Origin of the sequence: Streptomyces venetus (genome assembly GCF_039540295.1) — a bacterium.
GTDB classification, from domain to species: Bacteria; Actinomycetota; Actinomycetes; order Streptomycetales; family Streptomycetaceae; genus Streptomyces; species Streptomyces venetus.
In genome coordinates, this window is the sequence record NZ_BAABET010000011.1 from 298,638 (window position 1) to 317,045 (window position 18,408).

An 18,408-nucleotide genomic window follows, 5' to 3' on the forward strand; every position below is an offset into this window, starting at 1 on the left:
GGGGTGCAGGGGACGCAGTCCCCGCCGGGGTCCGGGGCGGAGCCCCGGGGGCCCGGGCCTCCTGGCCGACCGTGTCGGGTGGGTGGGTGGGCAAAACCCCGTCGAGCCACCGCCAGGTTCGCGGTACCGTTCTTGACGTCCCTGCCAACCACACGGCAGGGCCATCGATCCCGTACCGGCGGGTCATCCGGATACACATGTACGTGGGGACGCTGTCCTTCGACCTGCTCCTCGGCGACGTACGGTCGCTGAAGGAGAAGCGCTCCGTCGTCCGCCCCATCGTCGCCGAGCTCCAGCGCAAGTACGCGGTGAGCGCGGCCGAGGTGGACCACATGGACCTCCATCGCAGGGCCGTCATCGGTCTCGCGTTGGTGTCCGGCGACGCGGGGCACCTGAGCGAGGTGCTCGACCGGTGCGAACGGCTCGTCGCCGGCCGCCCCGAGGTGGAACTGCTGTCCGTCAGGCGGCGCTTCCACGGCGAAGACGACTGACGACCCAAGAACGACCCAGACAGGAAAGAACGGGAGACGGACCAGTGGCCGACAACGCGCGGGCCAAGAGGCTGGCGGACCTCATCCGGGAAGTGGTGGCCCAGAAGCTGCAGCGCGGGATCAAGGACCCGCGGCTCGGCTCGCACGTCACCATCACGGACACCCGGGTCACGGGTGATCTGCGGGAGGCGACCGTCTTCTACACCGTGTACGGGGACGACGAGGAGCGAGCGGCTGCCGCCGCCGGCCTGGAGAGCGCCAAGGGCATCCTGCGCTCCGAGGTCGGCCGGGCCGCCGGTGTGAAGTTCACGCCGACCCTGACCTTCGTCATGGACGCCCTCCCCGACACGGCCCGGAACATCGAGGACCTCCTCGACAAGGCGCGCCAGTCCGACGCGAAGGTGCGCGAGGCCTCCGCCGGCGCGAAGTACGCCGGTGAGGCCGACCCGTACCGGAAGCCGGACGAGGACGACGAGACGGACGACACCTCCGAATGACCCAGAAGCACACCACGCCCGACGGCCTCGTCATCGTCGACAAGCCGTCGGGCTTCACTTCGCACGACGTCGTCGCCAAGATGCGCGGCATCGCCCGCACGCGCCGCGTCGGGCACGCCGGCACCCTCGACCCGATGGCGACGGGCGTCCTCGTCCTCGGCGTCGAGAAGGCCACGAAGCTCCTCGGTCACCTCGCACTGACCGAGAAGGAGTACCTCGGCACCATCCGGCTCGGGCAGAACACCGTCACGGACGACGCCGAGGGCGAGATCACCTCCGCCACGGACGCCTCCAAGGTCACCCGCGAGGCCATCGACGCCGGCATCGCCAAGCTGACCGGCGACATCATGCAGGTGCCGTCCAAGGTCAGCGCCATCAAGATCAACGGAGTGCGGTCCTACAAGCGGGCCAGGGAGGGCGAGGAGTTCGAGATCCCGGCCCGGCCCGTCACGGTGTCCTCCTTCGGCGTGTACGACGTCAGGGACGCCGTCGCCGAGGACGGCACGCCCGTACTCGACCTGGTGGTCTCGGTCGTCTGCTCCTCCGGCACATACATCCGGGCCCTGGCCCGTGACCTGGGTGCCGACCTCGGCGTCGGCGGTCACCTCACCGCCCTGCGCCGTACCCGCGTCGGCCCGTACAAGCTCGACGCGGCCCGCACCCTCGACCAGCACCAGCAGGAGCTGGCCGTGATGCCGATCGCCGAGGCCGCCGCGGCCGCCTTCCCGCGCTGGGACGTCGACGCCCGGCGGGCCAAGCTGCTCATCAACGGCGTACGGCTGGAGATGCCCGACGAGTACGCGGGCTCCGGCCCGGTCGCCGTCTTCGACCCGGAGGGCCGCTTCCTCGCCCTCGTCGAGGAACAGCGGGGCAAGGCCAAGAGCCTGGCCGTCTTCGGCTGACGCACTCGGACGAACGCCGACGGACGGGCCGGGGGACCGGCTGTCCGCCCGTGGAGCGGCGACCACGGGGTACCTCCACCGCCGCCGCTCCACGGTCCCCCCTCGGTTCCCCCACCCCTAGGGTGTATCCAGCCATCCCGTCCCTTTCACCCGTCCGTGCGGGCGCTCGGAGTGAACCGGGGGAGTGGAAGGGGGCGCTTTCGCCGAGCGATCTGTCCTGCTGATCATCTCGCCCCTACCGTCGAACGCAAGGGCACGGGTGTACGGCGGGGAGGCACGACGATGACGTCGCGGAACCGGTCCCGGGAGACGGACGGCAGCGCGGAAGGCTCCCAGGACCTCCCCGGAGCAGGGGACGAGGCAACGACGGCCGTGCATCGGGCGACGACGGCGGCGGAGCAGACCGCTCAGTCCCCCGGCGAAGCGCTCGTCCGTATCCAGGACCCCGCCGGCCGCCCCCGTGGCACCGGCTTCCTGGCCGACCTGCGCGGCACGCTCATCACCAGCCACGAGGCCGTCGACGGCCTCGCCCGGCTCGTTCTGTACGGGGCCGGGGGCTGCCGCCGGGTGGTGACCGCCGACGCGGTCACCCCGCTGCCCGCGCTCGACCTGGCCCTCGTACGCACCGAGGGGCTCGGAGTGCCGCCGCTGCCGGTCACCGTCCGGGGCGGGCCCGGGACCGGCGCCTATGTGCGGATCGCCGCCGGCGGCTGGCGCGAGGCCCGTGTGCTGGGCTCGACCCCCGTGACGTACACGGCCGGGGACCGCGTCCACCGCCTCGACGGCGCGCTGGAGCTGGCGGTCGGCACGGCAGGGCGGGACGCGCTGCGGCGGGGTGGCGGAGCGGCCGGCGGCCCCGTGCTCGACACGGAGACCGGCACCGTCGTCGGAGTCCTCGGCACCGCGCTCAGCTCCGGCCACAGCGACGTCGGCTTCGCCGTACCGCTGCACGCACGGGTACCCGGAGCTGCGGGCCCGCTCGCCGAACTGCTCGCCGAGAACGCGGTGACGGTCCCCGCCTACGGTGCCGACCTCAACATGGGGGGCGTGCTGGAGCTGACCGGCACCTCGGTGGCGCCGACCGGCCCGCCGGACCGCGCCGGTCTGCCGGAACCGGTCGAACGGGCGGCCGTGGCGGCCGAGTTCGGCGCGTTCACGGACGGTCAGGCGATCGTCCTCGGTCTCGTCGGGGCGCCCGGCAGCGGCCGTACGACGGAACTCGCCGCGCTCGCCGCGCGCCGCGCGAAGAGCGGGCTTCCCACGCTGTGGCTGCGCGGCTGCGAACTCCGGGACGACGACACGTCGGTGGCGGACGCGGCCCGCCGGGCGCTGACCCGGGCCGCTTCCGCCGTGGCGGCGTCCCGCGCCCCAGCCCTCCCGGCCGACCTGGGCGACACCACCCCCGAGCGGCTCGCCTCCCTCGCCGCCGGCCTCGGCCGGCCTCTGCTGCTCCTCCTCGACGGCCCCGAGGAGATGCCGCCCGCCCTGGCCCGCCGGTCGGCCGACTGGACGGACGGGACGGTGCGGTGGCTGCGGGAGACGGGAGCGCGGCTGGTCGTGGCATGCCGGGCGGAGTACTGGGAGGGCGCGGGGTTCCCGACGGAGGTGCTGCACCGGTCCGACGGCGCCGAAGGGGACTCCGCGTGCGTGCGGATCGGCGATCTCACCGAGGACGAGGCCAGGGAGGCCCGTCGGCGCCATGGCGTCCCGGAGAACGCCCTCGTCGATGCGGACGCCCGGCACCCCCTGACCCTCCGGCTGCTCGCCGAGATCCGGGCCGCCGTCACCGAAACCCCTGCTGTACCCGACGTCCCGGAAGTCGCCGGACGTCTCCACCACCCCGACGTCCGCGGTGCCTCGTACGCCCCGGCACGCGCCGTCGTTCCCCACGGCCCCGGCGCCCCCGCTGCCCCCGGCGGTCCCACCGTGACCGTCGACCGCGACGACGTCTTCGCCGCCTACCTGGACCTGATGTCCCTGCGCACCGCGCAGCGCCTGGCGGCCGGCAACGGCCTGCGCGGCACCGCCGTACGCCGGCTGGCCGCCAAGGTGGCCGGGCAGGTGCACGAGGCCGCCCGGCGCACGCTCGGTCCCGGACCGGGCGATCTGGACCGGGAGGCGTTCGAGGCGGTGTTCCCGTGGGGGCCCGCCCCGGAGCGGCTCGGTGGCGGCACCGGCTGGGCCCCGGCCGTCCTCGCCGAGGGCCTCCTCGTGCCCGCCGGCCCCGGTTACCGCTTCGCCCACGAGGAACTCGCCGACTGGCTGCAGGGCATGCACCTCGACCTCGACGAGGCCCTCCAGGCCCTCGTCCACCGCCCCGAGGACGCTCAGTCCGACCCCGTGCCGCACCACCGCATCGGGCCCGTCGTGCAGGCCCTGCTCCACCTCGCCCGCCAGCACGGCACCGGCCGACTGGCCTCCAGACTGGCCGACCTGGTGCACGCCCTGGACGCCGTTCCCCGGTCCTGGTGGGCCGCCCGGCTGCTCGCCGGGACCCTGCGGGCCGTGCCCGACGCGACGCCCTACGTCGAGGTGCTGCGGCTGCTCGCCGACCGGACCGTGGCCTGGCGGCGGCAGGAGCGGCCCGTGCCGGAGGAGGTCGGGCCCGCCTTCTGGACCGATGTACGGCTGCCGCAGGACACGCGCCTCACCCTCCTGCGACGGCTGGTCCACGCCGACGGCCCGCCGTGCGAGGCCGGGCCCCGGTTCCTGGACGCCGTCGCGCGGCTGCTCGCCGCCGATCCCATCGCCGTGCAGCCGCTGCTCGCCCGCTGGTTCGTGGACGAGCAGCCGCTGCCCGCCACTCCGCACGCCACCGTGGCCACGGCGGCGCAGGCGTTGCTGTACACACACCGCCACCGCGCCCTGGACGAGCTGACGGACGCGCTCGCCGACCGCGCGCACCGCCGGGCCGACGAACTGCTCGCCGTGCTGGCCGAGGAGGAACCGTCGGCGGTGTGCCGGGCCGTCGACCGGTGGGCCCGCGACGAGCGGCCGGCGCGGCGGGCCGCCGCCGTGACGCACGGCCTGCGGGCCGCGCCCCACGTCAGCACCGGCGGCGACCGCGCCCTGCTGCGCTACACCGCCCTGACCCTGCTCGCCCGCCCCGCCGACCGTCCCCTGCACGGCGGCGCACTCGCCCTCCTGATCCAGGACCCGCACACCCGGGACCGGTACCTCCCACGGGCGCTGGAGCACTTCGCGGCGGGCGACCCGCAGCTCCTCCCGGACGCGCCGGCCGGTGCCCTCCTGACCCACCCCGAGCCGGTCCTCCGTGCCTTCGCGTCGCGACTGGAGCGGCCGGACGCGGAGGAGGCGCTGCGGGCACTCGCCGACGCCACCCCGCCGGGCCTGGCCCCGCGCGTCGCCGCGCTGCTGCGGCAGGCGGCCGAGCGGCGGCCGGAACTCGCCGGGCAGACCGCCGCCTACGTGGACCAGCGGCTCGACCGGGGCCCCTCCGTCCGGGCCGTGCTCCTGCCGCTGGTCACCGGCCTGCTGGAGGGCGGCCCGGTGCGACTGCGCTGCGCACTCGCAGGCGTCCTCACCCCGCCCGGCATCCCCGCCTCCCGCCCGCTGCGCCGCGAACTGCGCGACCTGCTCATGGCCCGGGAGCAGGACACCGACGTCCTGGACGCGCTGCTGCACGCCGTCGCCCGGAACAGCGGCGACGACCTGCGCGACCTCGTCCACCGCATCGGCTTGCTCCTCGTCCGCACCCCCGAGGGGGCCGCCCGCTTCGACCGCGCCCTGGTCGACCTCGGCCGGCACGTGCCCGGTTTCGCCGCCCGCGCGGCCGGCTGGCTGGCCGACGCGCCCGGGCAGTGGGCCGCGCTGGTCGGGCCCAGCTCCCGCCGGACGATCGAGAACCTGGCGGGCGTGCGCGTCCCCGCGTGACCGGCATCCCGGGCGCCGGGCCGGAGTACGGTGTCGTGCGCCCTGCCACAGCCCCCATGCCGATGCGAGCCGGGGGCACCCGGCATGGCACCCTTAGACCTGCGTACGAGCAACCACGGACAACCACGGACACGGGTTCGACGAGCTTTCGACAAGGAGCAGGCACAGTGCAGCGCTGGCGTGGCTTGGAGGACATCCCCCAGGACTGGGGGCGCAGCGTCGTCACCATCGGCTCCTACGACGGAGTGCACCGCGGACACCAGCTGATCATCCGGCATGCGGTGAACCGCGCCCGGGAGCTGGGTGTGCCCGCCGTCGTCGTCACCTTCGACCCGCATCCCAGCGAGGTCGTGCGCCCCGGCAGCCACCCGCCGCTGCTCGCCCCGCACCACCGCCGCGCCGAACTCATGGCCGACCTGGGGGTGGACGCGGTGCTCATCCTCCCCTTCACGACCGAGTTCTCGAAGCTGTCCCCGGCCGACTTCGTCGTCAAGGTGCTCGTCGACAAGCTGCACGCAAAGGCCGTCGTCGAGGGCCCCAACTTCCGCTTCGGCCACAAGGCCGCCGGCAACGTGGAGTTCCTCGCCACGCAGGGCAAGACCTACGACTTCGAGGTCGAGGTCGTCGACCTGTACGTGACGGGTGAGGCGGGCGGCGGGGAGCCGTTCTCCTCGACGCTGACCCGGCGCCTGGTCGCCGAGGGCGACGTCGAGGGCGCCGGCGAGATCCTGGGCCGCCCGCACCGGGTGGAGGGCGTGGTCGTGCGCGGTGCGCAGCGTGGTCGTGAGCTGGGCTTTCCGACGGCCAACGTCGAGACGCTGCCGCACACCGCGATCCCCGCCGACGGTGTGTACGCCGGGTGGCTGCACGCGCAGGGCGAGGCGATGCCGGCGGCGATCTCCGTCGGTACGAACCCGCAGTTCGAGGGGACCGAGCGGACGGTGGAGGCCTATGCCATCGACCGGGTCGGGCTCGATCTGTACGGCTTGCATGTCGCGGTCGACTTCTTGGCGTTCGTGCGGGGGCAGGCGAAGTTCGAGACGCTGGACGCGCTGCTGGAGCAGATGGGGCAGGACGTCAAGCGGTGCAGGGAGTTGGTGGCGGCCGAGGGGGCTGTCTAGGGCTGCCGAGTGCCGTCCGCGGGTGCTTCGTGGCTTGGCGCGCCGTTCCCCGCGTCCCTTGAGGGCGATGTCGCAACCGCCCAATGGCAGGCCACCTGCGATGCTCCGCCCCCGCTCAGCACCTCAAGGTCCTGGCTCCTGCACGCGTCCGCCACGCCCGCTCTTTCCGCCTCGCCGCTCGCCAGGATCTGGCAGCGGGCGTGGAAGCGGCAGCCGGGCGGCACCCGCGTCGGGTCCGGGGGTTCGCCCGTGAGGACCACCGGGGCGCCGGGAGCCTCCGGCAGCACGGACAGCAGCGCCTGGGTGTAGGGGTGCCGTGGGGCCGTCAGGACCTGCTCCACCGCGCCCGTCTCCACGATCCGGCCCAGGTACATCACGGCGACCCGGTCGGCGATGTTCCACGCCAGGCCCAGGTCGTGGGTGACGACCAGCGCGGACAGGCCCAGCTCGGTGCGCAGCCGCAGCAGCAGCGCGAGGATCTCGCCCCGCACGGAGGCGTCGAGGGACGCCACCGGCTCGTCGGCGACGAGGAGTTCGGGTTCCAGGACGAGCGCGCCCGCGATGACGACGCGCTGGCGTTGTCCGCCGGACAGCTCGTGGGGGTAGCGCAGGAAGAAGCGCTCCGGGGGGCGCAGGCCCGCCCGGGAGAGGGCCTCGGCGACCGCCGTCCGCTCGTCGCCGCCGTAGCCGTGGATGCGCAGCCCCTCGGCGACGGCGTCGTAGACCGTGTGCCGCGGGTTGAGCGAGCCGCTCGGGTCCTGGAGGACCAGCTGGGCGCGTTTGCGGTACGCCTTGAGGGAGCGGCCGGAGTACTCCAGCGGGCGGCCGTCGAAGGTGACCCGGCCGGCGGTCGGCTCGACCAGACCCAGCAGACAGCGGGCCAGGGTCGTCTTGCCGCAGCCGGACTCGCCGACCAGCGCGACGATCTCGCCGGGCCGGATGTCGAGGTCGACTCCGTCCACCGCACGGGACCGGGGGCCGCCGTGCCGGCCGGGGAAGGTGACGTGGAGGCCCCGGGCGCTCAGCAGAGGTGCTGTGGTCACGTCGGGGGACGTGGGGGACATGGTCATGGCGTGCTGGGCCTCGCTTCCTCCAGGGCCTCCGGTTCCCGCGCCGCCTGCTCGTCCGTGGCTTCGGGCTCGGCTCCCGGCGGGCCCACCAGGACACACGCCGCCCGGCGTTCCGGCCCCGCCGGGCGCAGCTCCGGGTCCTGCTCGGCGCACGACTCCAGCGCCACCGGACACCGCGGATGGAACGTGCAGCCGGACGGCAGCGCGGCCGGGTCGGGCGGGTCGCCCGCCAGCCCCTGCGGTGCGAACCGGGACGCCGGGTCGCCGATGCGCGGGAACGCGGCCGACAGGGCCCGGGCATACGGGTGCCGGGCGTCCTCGTACACCTGGGCCGCCGGGCCCTCCTCGACGACCCGGCCCGCGTACATCACCGCCAGCCGGTCACAGGTGTCGGCGAGGACCGCCAGATCATGGCTGATCATGATCAGACCGAGGTCCTGGTCCGCGACGAGCTGTTCGATGAGCCGCAGGATCTGGGCCTGGACCATCACGTCCAGCGCGGTGGTCGGCTCGTCGGCGACGATCAGCCGCGGATCGCAGGCCAGGGCCATGGCGATCATGACGCGCTGGCGCTGACCGCCGGACAGCTCGTGCGGGTAGGCGTCCGCGCGGGCGGCGGGCAGCCCCACCTGTTCCAGCAGCTCCCCGGTCTTCTTCTTCGCGCCGGCCGGGGTGGCCTTCCTGTGCAGCAGGATCGGCTCGGCGATCTGGTCGCCGATGCGGTGCACGGCGTTGAGCGAGTGCATCGCGCCCTGGAACACGACGGAGGCCCCGGCCCAGCGGACCGCCCGGACCCGGCCCCACTTCATCGACAGCACGTCCTCGCCGTCGAGCAGGACCTCGCCGGTGACGCGGGTCCCGGACGGCAGCAGCCGCAGCAGGGCCAGCGCCAGCGTGGACTTGCCGCAGCCGGACTCCCCGGCGAGACCGAGCTTGCGGCCCGCGTCCAGCCGCAGGTCCACGCCCCGCACGGCGGCCGCCCCGCCCGGGTACGTCACCGCCAGGTTCCTGACGTCGAGCAGACTCAACGCGACACCCCCAGCCTGGGGTTGAGGACGGACTCCACGGCCCGCCCGCAGAGCGTGAACGCCAACGCCACCACGGCGATGGCGATGCCCGGCGGCACCAGGTACCACCAGTCCCCGGCGCTGACCGCGCCCGCCTCCCGCGCGTCCTGGAGCAGCCCGCCCCACGAGACGATCGTCGGGTCCCCGAGACCGAGGAAGGCGAGCGTGGCCTCGGCGAGGATCGCCGTGGAGATGATCAGGGTCGTCTGGGCCAGCACCAGCGGCATCACGTTGGGCAGCACGTGCCGGGACATGATGTGCCAGTGCCCGCCGCCGAGCGCCTTCGCCCGCTCGATGTACGGCCGGGTCTCCACCGCCAGCGTCTGCGCCCGCACCAGCCGGGCCGTCGTCGGCCAGGTGGTGACGCCGATCGCGACGACGGTCGTGGTCAGCGAGCGGGACATCACGGTGGCCAGGGCGATCGCCAGCACCAGCGTCGGCATCACCAGGAACCAGTCGGTGATCCGCATCATCACCGTCGCGTACCAGCCCTTGAAGTGCCCCGCCGTGACCCCGATCAGTGTGCCGATCGCGACCGACAGCACCGCGGCGAGCAGCCCGACCAGCAGCGACACCCGCGAGCCCCAGACCACCAGACCCAGCAGGTCCCGGCCGAACTGGTCGGTGCCGAGCGGGAAACCGGCGCTCGGACTCTGCATCGGACGCCCCGGCGCGCCGGTCACACTGCTCACGTCCGAGCCGACGAACAACGGCGCGAACAACGCCAGCAGCGCGCACAGCGCGAGCACGGTCAGGCCGTACAGCCCCGCCCGCTCGGCGCGGTACTGCCGCCAGAAGCGGGCGACGGAGGCACGGCGCCGCTGCCGGGCGAGGGCGCGTGGGCTCAGGGCCGGGTCGGTCGTCGTCATCGGGCCACCCGGGGGTCGAGCAACGGATAGACCAGGTCGGCGAGGGTGTTCATCACGATCACCGCCGCGGCGAACACGAAGAACAGGCCCTGCACCAACGGCAGGTCGGGCACGCTCAGCGCCTGGTAGAACAGCCCGCCGAGGCCCGGCCAGGAGAACACCGTCTCCACGAGGATCACGCCCGCCACCGTCCGGCCCAGGTTGATGAAGATCAGCGTCACGGTCGGCAGCAGCGCGTTCGGCACGGCGTGCCGACGGCGTACGAGGTCGTCGCGCAGCCCCTTGGCCCGCGCGGTCGTCAGATAGTCGCTGCCCATCTCGTCCAGCAGCGCCGACCGCGTGACCAGCAGGGTCTGCCCGTACTCCACGGCCACCAGCGTCACCACCGGCAGCACCAGATGGTGCGCCACGTCGACGACGTACGCGAAGCCCTCCTTGCCGCCCGACTCCATACCGCCGGTGGGGAACATCCCCGGCAGCGGACCGATGCCCACCGACAGCACGATGATCAGCAGCAGCCCGAGCCAGAAGGACGGGATGGAGTACAGGGTCAGCGCGAGGCCGGTGTTGAAGCGGTCGCCGAGCCCGCCGCGCCGCCACGCCGAGCGCGTGCCCAGGAAGATGCCCAGTGTGGTGTAGAGGACGAAGGCCGTCCCGGTGAGCAGCAGGGTGTTCGGCAGCGCTTCGGTGATCTTGTCGATGACGGGGGCACGGAACTGGTACGACGTGCCGAAGTCGCCGGTGAGCGCCTTGCCGCAGTAGTCCGTGAACTGCCGCCACAACGGCAGGTCGAGTCCGAACTCCGCGCGGTAGGCGGCCAGCTGCTCGGCGGACACCTGACGTCCGCCGGTCATGGTCTTCACGGGGTCGCCGGGGATCAGCCGGAAGAGGAAGAAGCTGGTGACGAGCACGGCCAGCAGCGACACGGCCGCGCCCGCGACCTTGCCCGCCAGGTACCGCGGGTACGCGGAGCCCCTGCGTACCCGCGGCCCGGGGGCCGTCTGCTGCTTGTCCCCGACCAGCGCGGGAGTCGCTTCAGCGGTCATGAGTACCCGCTCGCCCGCGCTACTCGCGGTCCTCGGCGGTGGCCCGCCGCCGCATCGCCGCGAAGGCGCCGAGCCCGCCGAGGATCACGACACCCGCGACGATCCCGACCACGACGCCCGTCGACGACGCGTTGTCGGACGAGCCGCTCGAATCCGCCGGGACCGCCGACCACCAGCTCCAGTAGCCGTCCTGGCCGTAGATGTTCCCCGCCTTCGCCGGCATGGTCGTGATCGACTTGATCTGGTCCGTCCTGAAGGCCTCGACCGCGTTCGGATACGCCATGACGTTCATGTACCCGAGGTCGTACAGCCGCGACTCCATCCGCTTGACGATGTCCGCCCGTTTGGCGGGGTCGTACTCGGCGAGCTGCCGCGCGTAGAGCTCGTCGTACTTCTTGTCGCAGATGAAGTTGTCCGTCGCCCCCGTCTCCTCGGGGGTCGCCGGCAGGGCCCCGCAGGTGTGGATGGACAGCACGAAGTCCGGGTCGGGGTTGACCGACCAGCCGTCGAAGGCCAGGTCGTACTTGCCGGCGAGCCAGGGGTCGGTCACGTTGTCCAGGCAGTTGAGCTGGACGCCGATGCCGAGCTCGCCCCACCACTCCTGGAGGTACTTGCCGACCGCCTTGTCGTTCGGGTCGGTGGCGTGGCACAGGACGCGGTAGGTGATGGGCTTGCCGTCCTTGCCGACGCGCTTGCCGTCGCCGTTCTTCTTGTACCCCGCCTGGTCCAGCAGCCGGGCGGCCTCGGCCGGGTCGTACGCCAGCTTCTGGTTCGCGGACGGTTTCCAGAAGTAGTTCTGGAACCGTGGCGGGATGTAGCCCTCACCCTCGACCGCATGCCCCTGGAACACCTTGTCGATGATGGCCTTGCGGTCCACGGCCAGGAACAGGGCGTTCCGCACCCGCTGGTCCAGCAGGGAGGGATGCCCGTCGCCGAACTTCCTGCCGTTCTTCGCCTTCGCGCCCGGGTTGGTGGCGAGGGCGTAGAAACGTCGGCCGGGGGCGTCGTTGACCTGGATGTTGTCCGCGCCCTTCAGGGAGGCCGCCTGAGCGGGCGTCAGGGACGGCGACCCGGCGACGAAGGACACCTCGCCCTTGCGCAGTGCCGACACCGCGGCGTCCTGGTCCTTGTAGTAGCGGAACACCAACTCGTCGAACTTCGGCGTGCCGCGCCAGAAGCTCTTGTTGGCCTTGAGCCGCACATAGCTGTCCGCCTTGTACCCGGTGAGCGTGAACGGCCCGTTGCCCACGACGGGGAAGCTCTTGTCGTTGTTGAACTCGGAGAAGTCCGAGACCTTCTCCCAGACGTGCTTCGGCACGATCGGCACGTCGAGGGCGGTCATCGTGGCCTGGGGTTTCTTCAGCTCGATGACCAGCTTGGTGGGGCTCGGGGCCGTCACCTTGCGGAAGTTCCCGACGTAGCTGCCGTTCGCCGTGGCAGCGCCGGAGTCGGTCATCATCTTGTTGAACGTCCACGCCGCGTCCTCGGCGGTGGCCTGCTCGCCGTCCGACCACTTGGAGTTGGAACGGATCGTGTACGTCCAGGTCAGCTTGTCCGGTGACGGCTCCCACTTGGTGGCGAGGCCCGCGATGGCGTGGTTGTCCTTGGGGTCGTAGTTCGTCAGGTACTCGTACATGAGCCGGTGGATGCTCGTACTGAGCAGCCGGACCGCCAGGAACGGACTCAGCGAGTCCACGCTCTGCGCCACCGCGACGGTCAGCACCTTCTTGCCGTCGTCGGCCGCCCGGGCCTGCTGGGGCGCCGGATCGAGCGGGGTCGCGAGACCGGCGGTGAGGGTGAGCGCGGCTGCCCCGGCCACGGCGACGAGCCTGAGGCCGCGCGGGAGGCTGCGTGTCTGATCGTTCGTGCCCATGGTCGGACCTCGCGTCATCGCTCGGACGGGAAGGACGGGTTGATCAGCTGTCAGATGGATGATGTGTGTGTATCAGCGGCCGTCTCCACCCGTCAACGGCGCGTTCACCCCTTGTGGCCTGCGGAAATAACGAATTGGCGAGCTTTTCGTGCCCATTGGTCGAGACCACTGACGCCCTCCTGGCCAGGGCCTGGCAACGAATTCCGCCCCCGAACGCGCCGCGGCCCGCGCCGAGGGCGACGGCACGGGCCACGAAGGGGATCGGCCCCTCGAAAGGGGCCGATCGGGTGAGGCGATTACTGCGTCGGAGGCGGGGGCGGCGGGGTCTGCCCGTCGGGCTGGGCCGGGTGGCCGGGGTGACCGGGCTGCCCCGGCTGGGGGTAGCCGTAGCCCGGCTGCGGGGGTGCGGCCGGGGGCTGCCCGGGCTGGGCGTACGGCTGCCCGGGCTGGACGGGCGGTTGTCCCGGCTGGCCCGGCTGACCCGGGTGCCCCTGCTGTCCCGGCTGCGGGTAGGGCTGCTGGCCCGGTGCCTGCGGGTACGGCTGCCCCGGGGGCTGGGCCTGGGGCTGTCCCGGCTGGGGGTAGGGCTGTCCTGGCTGGGCGTACGGCTGGCCCGGCTGCGGCTGCGGCTGCTGAGGGTGCTGCTGCGGGTACGGGCCCGGCTGCCCGGGGATCTGCTGCCCCGGCGCGGGCTGCTGCTGTCCGGGATACGGGGCCTGGCCCGGGACGGCCTGCCCGGGGACGGACTGACCCGGCATGGGCGGGGCGGCCACCGGCGGCGGGTTGCCGTCGGACGTCCACAGGCCGTGTGCCTGCTGGTGGCGGGTGAAGTCCTCGGCGACCATCGCCGCGAGGTTGAAGTACGCCTCCCGCACCTTGGGCCGCATCATGTCGAGGTTGACCTCCGCACCGGCGGAGAGATGCTCGTCGAAGGGCACCACGATGACGCCACGGCAGCGCGTCTCGAAGTGCGACACGATGTCCTCGACCTTGATCATCTTGCCGGTCTCGCGCACCCCCGAGATGACGGTGATGGAGCGGGCGACGAGGTCGGAGTACCCGTGCGCCGACAGCCAGTCCAGCGTCGTACTCGCGCTGGAGGCACCGTCCACGGACGGGGTGGAGATGATGATGAGCTGGTCGGCGAGGTCCAGCACACCGCGCATGGCGCTGTAGAGCAGACCGGTACCCGAGTCGGTGAGGATCACCGGGTACTGCTTGCCCAGCACGTCGATCGCGCGCCGGTAGTCCTCGTCGTTGAACGTCGTGGACACGGCCGGGTCGACGTCGTTGGCGATGATCTCCAGCCCGGACGGCGCCTGGGAGGTGAACCGCCGGATGTCCATGTACGAGTTCAGGTACGGGATCGCCTGGACGAGGTCACGGATGGTGGCCCCGGTCTCGCGCCGCACGCGGCGCCCGAGGGTGCCCGCGTCCGGGTTGGCGTCGATGGCGAGGATCTTGTCCTGCCGCTCGGTGGCGAGGGTGGAGCCCAGCGCGGTGGTCGTGGTCGTCTTGCCGACGCCACCCTTGAGGCTGATCACGGCGATCCGGTAGCAGGACAGCACGGGCGTGCGGATCAGGTCCAGCTTCCGCTGCCGCTCGGCCTCCTCCTTCTTCCCACCGATCTTGAACCGGCCGCCACCGGCCGCCGGACGGCTGCTCTTCGCCTTCTGCTTCTTGCTGTTGAGCAGCCGGTCGGACGACAGCTCCACGGCGGCGGTGTAACCGAGCGGCGCGGCACCGGGGTTGGTCGGCTGCCGCTGGTCGTGCTGCATGGGCTGCGGCCAGGCCGCGCCGGTCCGGGGGTCTACGGGCGGCTGCGGCTGCGGCTGCCCGGCCTGTGGCGCCTGCCCGGCCTGCTGCGGCTGACCGTGCTGGTCCGGCTGGCCGACGTGCGGAGGCTGCGCCTGCGGGGGCACGCCGGGGTGCGGGAAGCCGTAGCCGCCTGGTGCCTGGGGCGGGGTCGGGGCCGGGCCGCCGGGCTGCGGGAAGCCGTACCCGCCGTCGGGCTGCGGTGCCGGGGCAGGGGCGGCTTCGGGCTGCTGGGCAGGGGGCTGTTGTGCGGCCGGGGCCGGGGCGCCGGGGTGGGGGAACCCGTAGCCGTCCTGGGGGTTGGGCGCGGGCGCCGGCGGGGTGTCGGGCTGCGGCGCGGCAGGGGTCGGTGCGCCCGGGTGCGGGAATCCGTAGCCGCCCTGCGGGTTGGGCGGGGTCGGGGCCGTGGCGCCGGGCTGCGGGAAGCCGTAGCCGCCTGGTGCCTGGGGCGGGGTCGGGGACGGTGCGCCGGGGTGCGGGAAGCCGTAGCCGCTTCCGGGCTGAGGTGCGGCCGGGGGCTGGGCGGGCGGCTGGTGCGGTGGCGTGGGCGCGCCCTGCGGGGTCCATGCGGCGGGGGCGGGCTGCGGCGCCTGAGGCTGGAACGGCTGCTGCGGCTGCTGGGCCGGCACCGACGGCTGCGGCGGCACGGGCGGCTGCTGCCCCTGCGGGTTCGGGTCCGCGGGGTGCGACTCCGGCTGCGCCTGGGGCTGCGGCTGAGGCTGGGCGGGCCACTGGCTCGCCGGGGCCGGGGCGGCCGGCTGGTACGACGGCGGCAGCGGCGGCATGCCCTGTGGGGCCGGGGGAGCGGTCCAGCCGGGCTGGGCGTCCGGCGCACCCGGCACGGCGGCGTCCTGCGGAGCGCTGTCCTCGGGAGCGGCGTCGGCGGGCACGGCGTCGGTAGGTACGGCATCGGCCGGCTCAGGAGCTGCCGGGGTCTCGTCCGCGACCCCTGCATCGGCCGAGGCCTCATCGGCAGGCGGCGCATCCTCGCTCACCGAGTCCTCAGGCCCGGCCTCACGAGCTACTGCCTCCTCGGTCTCCGCCTCCGGGGCCTCGTCCTCGGGAGCCTCATCGGCCTCGTCCTCGGGCGCGGTCACCTCGGGTTCGACGTCCTCCGCCTCGGAATCGGCGGCAGCAGACTCGGTCGCCCCGGCCGCGTCGGGGGAGTCCGCCAGGTCGGAGGAGACGTCACTGTCCGCCACCTCCGGCGAACCGGCCGGCGCAAGGGAGAAGTCGCCGTCCTCGTCGGTGTCGGAGGGCGCGGCCTCGACGTCACCGCCGGAGTCCTCTTCCTCGGCCTTGTCCTCGGCCTTGTCCCTGGCCTTGTCCCTGGCCTTGTCCTCGTCCTGGCCCTCGTCGACCGACTCCAGGCGCGCCTCGACCTCGGCGGCACGCTCCTCGATCTCCCGCTTCAGGGCGACGGCGGAGAACCGCATGGTGGCACCGCTGTCCAGATCGGCGCTCCCCGGCTCCTCGGCATCGGAAGCCGGGGTGGCGGGAGCCTCCGGCGCGGCGTCAACCTCTGCGGCAGCCGGAGCCTCCGGAGTGGCCGGCGCAACCGGTGCAGCCGGCGCCTCCGCCGGAGCGGGCGGCGTCCACTGCGCCTGATACCCGCCGACGGGGATGTTCGGCACGGCCGTAGGAGAGGCCGGATCAGCCGCGGGCGCCTCGGTCTGCCCCTGCGGCTGCCCGCCCTGCGGCTCGAACCCCACCGGAAGCTTGGGCACGGCAGACGGCCCCCCTGCCGACGGCGCGGGCGGCGCGGGCGGCGTGAAGGGTGCACCCGGACCAGGCGCGGGCGCCGGAGGCGTGAACGGAGCGCCCGGAGCGGGCGGGGGCGCGGGCGGAGTGAACGGCGCTCCAGGAGCCGGAGCGGGCGCCGGAGCCGGAGCCGGAGTCGAGGCCGGACCGGAGGTCTGCCGCGGGAACGACGAAGACCCACCGGAAGGATTGGCATGCGGCGGCGGAGTGAGCCCGGGCAGGGGAGGAACCGGCCCACTGGACGTACCGGAACCCCCGGAACCCCCAGCGCCGCCGGGACCACCGGAAGCCCCGGCACCCCCGGCCGGACGGGACCCGGGCGCGCCGGAAGCACTGGACTCCTCGGACGCCCCCGCCCCCTGCCCCGAACTCGAACTGCCCGAGGCGTTCTGCGTGTACCAGGCCGGCGGCGCGTAGTCGATGGTGAACTCGCCCGTCACCTCTGCCGCGGACTCCGCGTCGGGCTGGTCATCGCCGGGTGTCGCCCAGCCCCCGCGGTTCCCGTCCCGATCGCTGCTCACAGTGTTCCTCCTGGTGTGGTCGAGCACCCTCATGCCGTGCTGGGGCGACCCTTGCTTGTCGTCCGACGTCGTACGAAGTCGTGCTGAGGTCGTATTGAGGTCGTCCGAGGTCGTCCGATCCAGGCTCCCCCGCGCTCCCCCTGGGACGCCGACGCCCGCTCAACGGGCACTCACGTCTCGTCCCAGCCTAATCACCACAAGCCCCACCTCGGCAGGCCCGTCCACCCACGAGCGCCTGTCCACCACGTCACAACCTGCCAAGAAGCTGCCCGGAAGTGACGCACGCAGCGGACATCTTGGTGAACAAATAGGGCGATTGGCGTGAAGAATCGCGAACCACCTTGTCATCCAGGCGTCTTGAGGTCACAAAAAAGCGCGACGAGGGGCGGCCGATCACCGGCTCACCCCTCGACGCACCCTGCGAGAACCGCGGAAGCCCCGCGAGAACGGCAGAAGCCCCGCGAAAGCTACTGCCCGACCCCCGGCCCCCCGTCGCGCGGCCCCGGCTCCAGGTCGAACTCCCCGTCCCGGGCCCCCAGCACGAACGCCCGCCACTCCGCCTCGGTGTAACGCAGCACCGTCTCCGGGTCGAGCGAGGACCGCATCGCCACGGCCCCCTCGGGCAGGTAGGCGATCTCGACCCGCTCCTCGTGCTCCTCGGTGCCCGGCGCGCTGTGCCACTCGACACCGGAGATGTCGAGGGCGTAGAGCTCGTCCCGCTCCCGCTCCTTGCGTGCCTTGATCTCCTCAGCCGTCTCCGCCATGCCGCAGCGACCCCTTCCCGGCGTATCGTTCTCTGGGCCCGGACCGCGGCCGCCGACGTGCGGACGGACCCGAGCCCGCTCACCCTAGTCGCCCGCCCGGCCCCGTCCGGCCGGTTCGCGGACCACCGTGAAGACGCCCGCGAGTGCCTGGTACCCTGGTCGACGGCCGTTTGTGTACGCACCCCCGGAGCCCAGCGCCCTGGAGGCCGCGCCCAGCGGATCCCCGCCTCCCGAGTAACGGAAGCTCCCCCGAGACACAGACCGGGGGCACTCGGTGGCCCATCACAGACTACGAGGAGTACGCGTGCCGCTCGACGCCGCTACGAAGAAGCAGATCATCACCGAGTTCGGCCAGAAGGAGGGCGACACCGGCTCCCCCGAGGTCCAGGTCGCCATGCTCTCGCGCCGCATCTCGGACCTGACCGAGCACCTCAAGACCCACAAGCACGACCACCACTCCCGCCGTGGTCTGCTGATCCTGGTGGGTCAGCGTCGCCGCCTTCTCCAGTACCTGGCGAAGAAGGACATCCAGCGCTTCCGTGCGCTGGTCGACCGCCTCGGCATCCGCCGTGGTGCGGCGGGCGCCAAGTAAGACGCCGTGAAGGGAGCGGTTCCCGGCAGGAAAAGGGAACCGCTCCCTTTGCTGTACGTGCGGAGTGTCACCACTGCTTTGTAGTGTGGTAGCACAACGCAATACGGACGACACAGCACGACAAG

At 73.1% G+C, this 18,408-nt stretch carries 13 protein-coding genes and 1 pseudogene; 6 read left to right on the forward strand and 8 right to left on the reverse strand.

Annotation, left to right across the window (positions count from 1 at the left end; translation table 11 throughout):
- Positions 1 to 197 precede the first annotated feature (197 nt).
- The 5 genes from ABEA82_RS32120 (at position 198) to ABEA82_RS32140 (ending at position 6,905) form a co-directional block, all read left to right on the forward strand.
- Complete coding sequence (locus ABEA82_RS32120; protein ID WP_345665228.1) at positions 198 to 491, forward strand: DUF503 domain-containing protein; 294 nt, start codon at positions 198 to 200, stop codon at positions 489 to 491.
- A 44-nt stretch (positions 492 to 535) separates the two neighbouring features.
- Entirely contained in the window at positions 536 to 988 is a 453-nt protein-coding gene (gene rbfA / locus ABEA82_RS32125) for a 30S ribosome-binding factor RbfA (RefSeq protein WP_039933796.1), read from the forward strand.
- Positions 985 to 1,890 carry a tRNA pseudouridine(55) synthase TruB gene (truB, locus tag ABEA82_RS32130; RefSeq protein ID WP_345665229.1) on the forward strand — a complete coding sequence of 302 codons (906 nt, stop codon included), beginning with the start codon at positions 985 to 987 and terminating at the stop codon, positions 1,888 to 1,890. The genes rbfA and truB overlap by 4 nt, the downstream gene beginning before the upstream one ends.
- A 282-nt stretch (positions 1,891 to 2,172) precedes the next feature.
- Positions 2,173 to 5,784, forward strand: a complete 3,612-nt coding sequence (locus tag ABEA82_RS32135) for a trypsin-like peptidase domain-containing protein (RefSeq protein ID WP_345665230.1) — start codon at positions 2,173 to 2,175, stop codon at positions 5,782 to 5,784.
- A 167-nt stretch (positions 5,785 to 5,951) separates the two neighbouring features.
- Positions 5,952 to 6,905: a bifunctional riboflavin kinase/FAD synthetase gene (locus tag ABEA82_RS32140; protein WP_345665231.1), complete on the forward strand. Its 954-nt coding sequence runs from the start codon at positions 5,952 to 5,954 to the stop codon at positions 6,903 to 6,905.
- Here ABEA82_RS32140 and ABEA82_RS32145 read toward each other — a convergent pair.
- The 8 genes and pseudogenes from ABEA82_RS32145 to ABEA82_RS32175 all read right to left on the reverse strand — a co-directional run bounded on the left by ABEA82_RS32145 (position 6,902) and on the right by ABEA82_RS32175 (position 17,691).
- Positions 6,902 to 7,975 (reverse strand): oligopeptide/dipeptide ABC transporter ATP-binding protein, encoded by a 1,074-nt coding sequence (locus tag ABEA82_RS32145; protein WP_345665232.1) that lies wholly within the window; start codon positions 7,973 to 7,975, stop codon positions 6,902 to 6,904. The two genes, ABEA82_RS32140 and ABEA82_RS32145, sit on opposite strands and share 4 nt — an antisense overlap.
- Positions 7,972 to 9,003, reverse strand: a complete 1,032-nt coding sequence (locus ABEA82_RS32150; RefSeq protein WP_345665233.1) for an ABC transporter ATP-binding protein — start codon at positions 9,001 to 9,003, stop codon at positions 7,972 to 7,974. The genes ABEA82_RS32145 and ABEA82_RS32150 overlap by 4 nt, the downstream gene beginning before the upstream one ends.
- On the reverse strand, positions 9,000 to 9,911 hold the full coding sequence (locus tag ABEA82_RS32155) for an ABC transporter permease (protein WP_345665234.1): 912 nt from the start codon (positions 9,909 to 9,911) through the stop codon (positions 9,000 to 9,002). Before ABEA82_RS32155 ends, ABEA82_RS32150 begins: the two co-directional genes overlap by 4 nt.
- Positions 9,908 to 10,957, reverse strand: coding sequence for an ABC transporter permease (locus tag ABEA82_RS32160; protein WP_345665235.1), 1,050 nt, complete (start codon positions 10,955 to 10,957; stop codon positions 9,908 to 9,910). The genes ABEA82_RS32155 and ABEA82_RS32160 overlap by 4 nt, the downstream gene beginning before the upstream one ends.
- Positions 10,958 to 10,976: 19 nt before the next feature.
- Positions 10,977 to 12,830 carry an ABC transporter substrate-binding protein gene (locus ABEA82_RS32165; protein WP_345665236.1) on the reverse strand — a complete coding sequence of 618 codons (1,854 nt, stop codon included), beginning with the start codon at positions 12,828 to 12,830 and terminating at the stop codon, positions 10,977 to 10,979.
- A gap of 296 nt (positions 12,831 to 13,126) precedes the next feature.
- Positions 13,127 to 16,372, reverse strand: a complete 3,246-nt coding sequence (locus ABEA82_RS32170; protein WP_425588574.1) for a MinD/ParA family ATP-binding protein — start codon at positions 16,370 to 16,372, stop codon at positions 13,127 to 13,129.
- Between the two features lie 426 nt (positions 16,373 to 16,798).
- Positions 16,799 to 16,960, reverse strand: a pseudogene (locus tag ABEA82_RS38755) (SCO5717 family growth-regulating ATPase); the annotation flags it as partial.
- A 434-nt stretch (positions 16,961 to 17,394) separates the two neighbouring features.
- Positions 17,395 to 17,691 (reverse strand): DUF397 domain-containing protein, encoded by a 297-nt coding sequence (locus ABEA82_RS32175; protein WP_345665238.1) that lies wholly within the window; start codon positions 17,689 to 17,691, stop codon positions 17,395 to 17,397.
- A gap of 304 nt (positions 17,692 to 17,995) precedes the next feature.
- On the opposite strand from ABEA82_RS32175, the gene rpsO reads away from it, so the two are divergent.
- Positions 17,996 to 18,283, forward strand: coding sequence for a 30S ribosomal protein S15 (gene rpsO / locus ABEA82_RS32180; RefSeq protein WP_003993372.1), 288 nt, complete (start codon positions 17,996 to 17,998; stop codon positions 18,281 to 18,283).
- Positions 18,284 to 18,408: the final 125 nt, after the last annotated feature.

Bases quoted from the DNA above. Each gene is read 5' to 3' on its own strand.
- ABEA82_RS32160 (WP_345665235.1), bottom strand. From the start codon at position 10,957: ATGACCGCTGAAGCGACTCCCGCGCTGGTCGGGGACAAGCAGCAGACG.
- ABEA82_RS32135 (WP_345665230.1), top strand. From the start codon at position 2,173: ATGACGTCGCGGAACCGGTCCCGGGAGACGGACGGCAGCGCGGAAGGC.
- ABEA82_RS32165 (WP_345665236.1), bottom strand. From the start codon at position 12,830: ATGGGCACGAACGATCAGACACGCAGCCTCCCGCGCGGCCTCAGGCTC.
- ABEA82_RS32120 (WP_345665228.1), top strand. From the start codon at position 198: ATGTACGTGGGGACGCTGTCCTTCGACCTGCTCCTCGGCGACGTACGG.
- ABEA82_RS32145 (WP_345665232.1), bottom strand. From the start codon at position 7,975: ATGACCATGTCCCCCACGTCCCCCGACGTGACCACAGCACCTCTGCTG.
- ABEA82_RS32175 (WP_345665238.1), bottom strand. From the start codon at position 17,691: ATGGCGGAGACGGCTGAGGAGATCAAGGCACGCAAGGAGCGGGAGCGG.
- truB (WP_345665229.1), top strand. From the start codon at position 985: ATGACCCAGAAGCACACCACGCCCGACGGCCTCGTCATCGTCGACAAG.
- ABEA82_RS32155 (WP_345665234.1), bottom strand. From the start codon at position 9,911: ATGACGACGACCGACCCGGCCCTGAGCCCACGCGCCCTCGCCCGGCAG.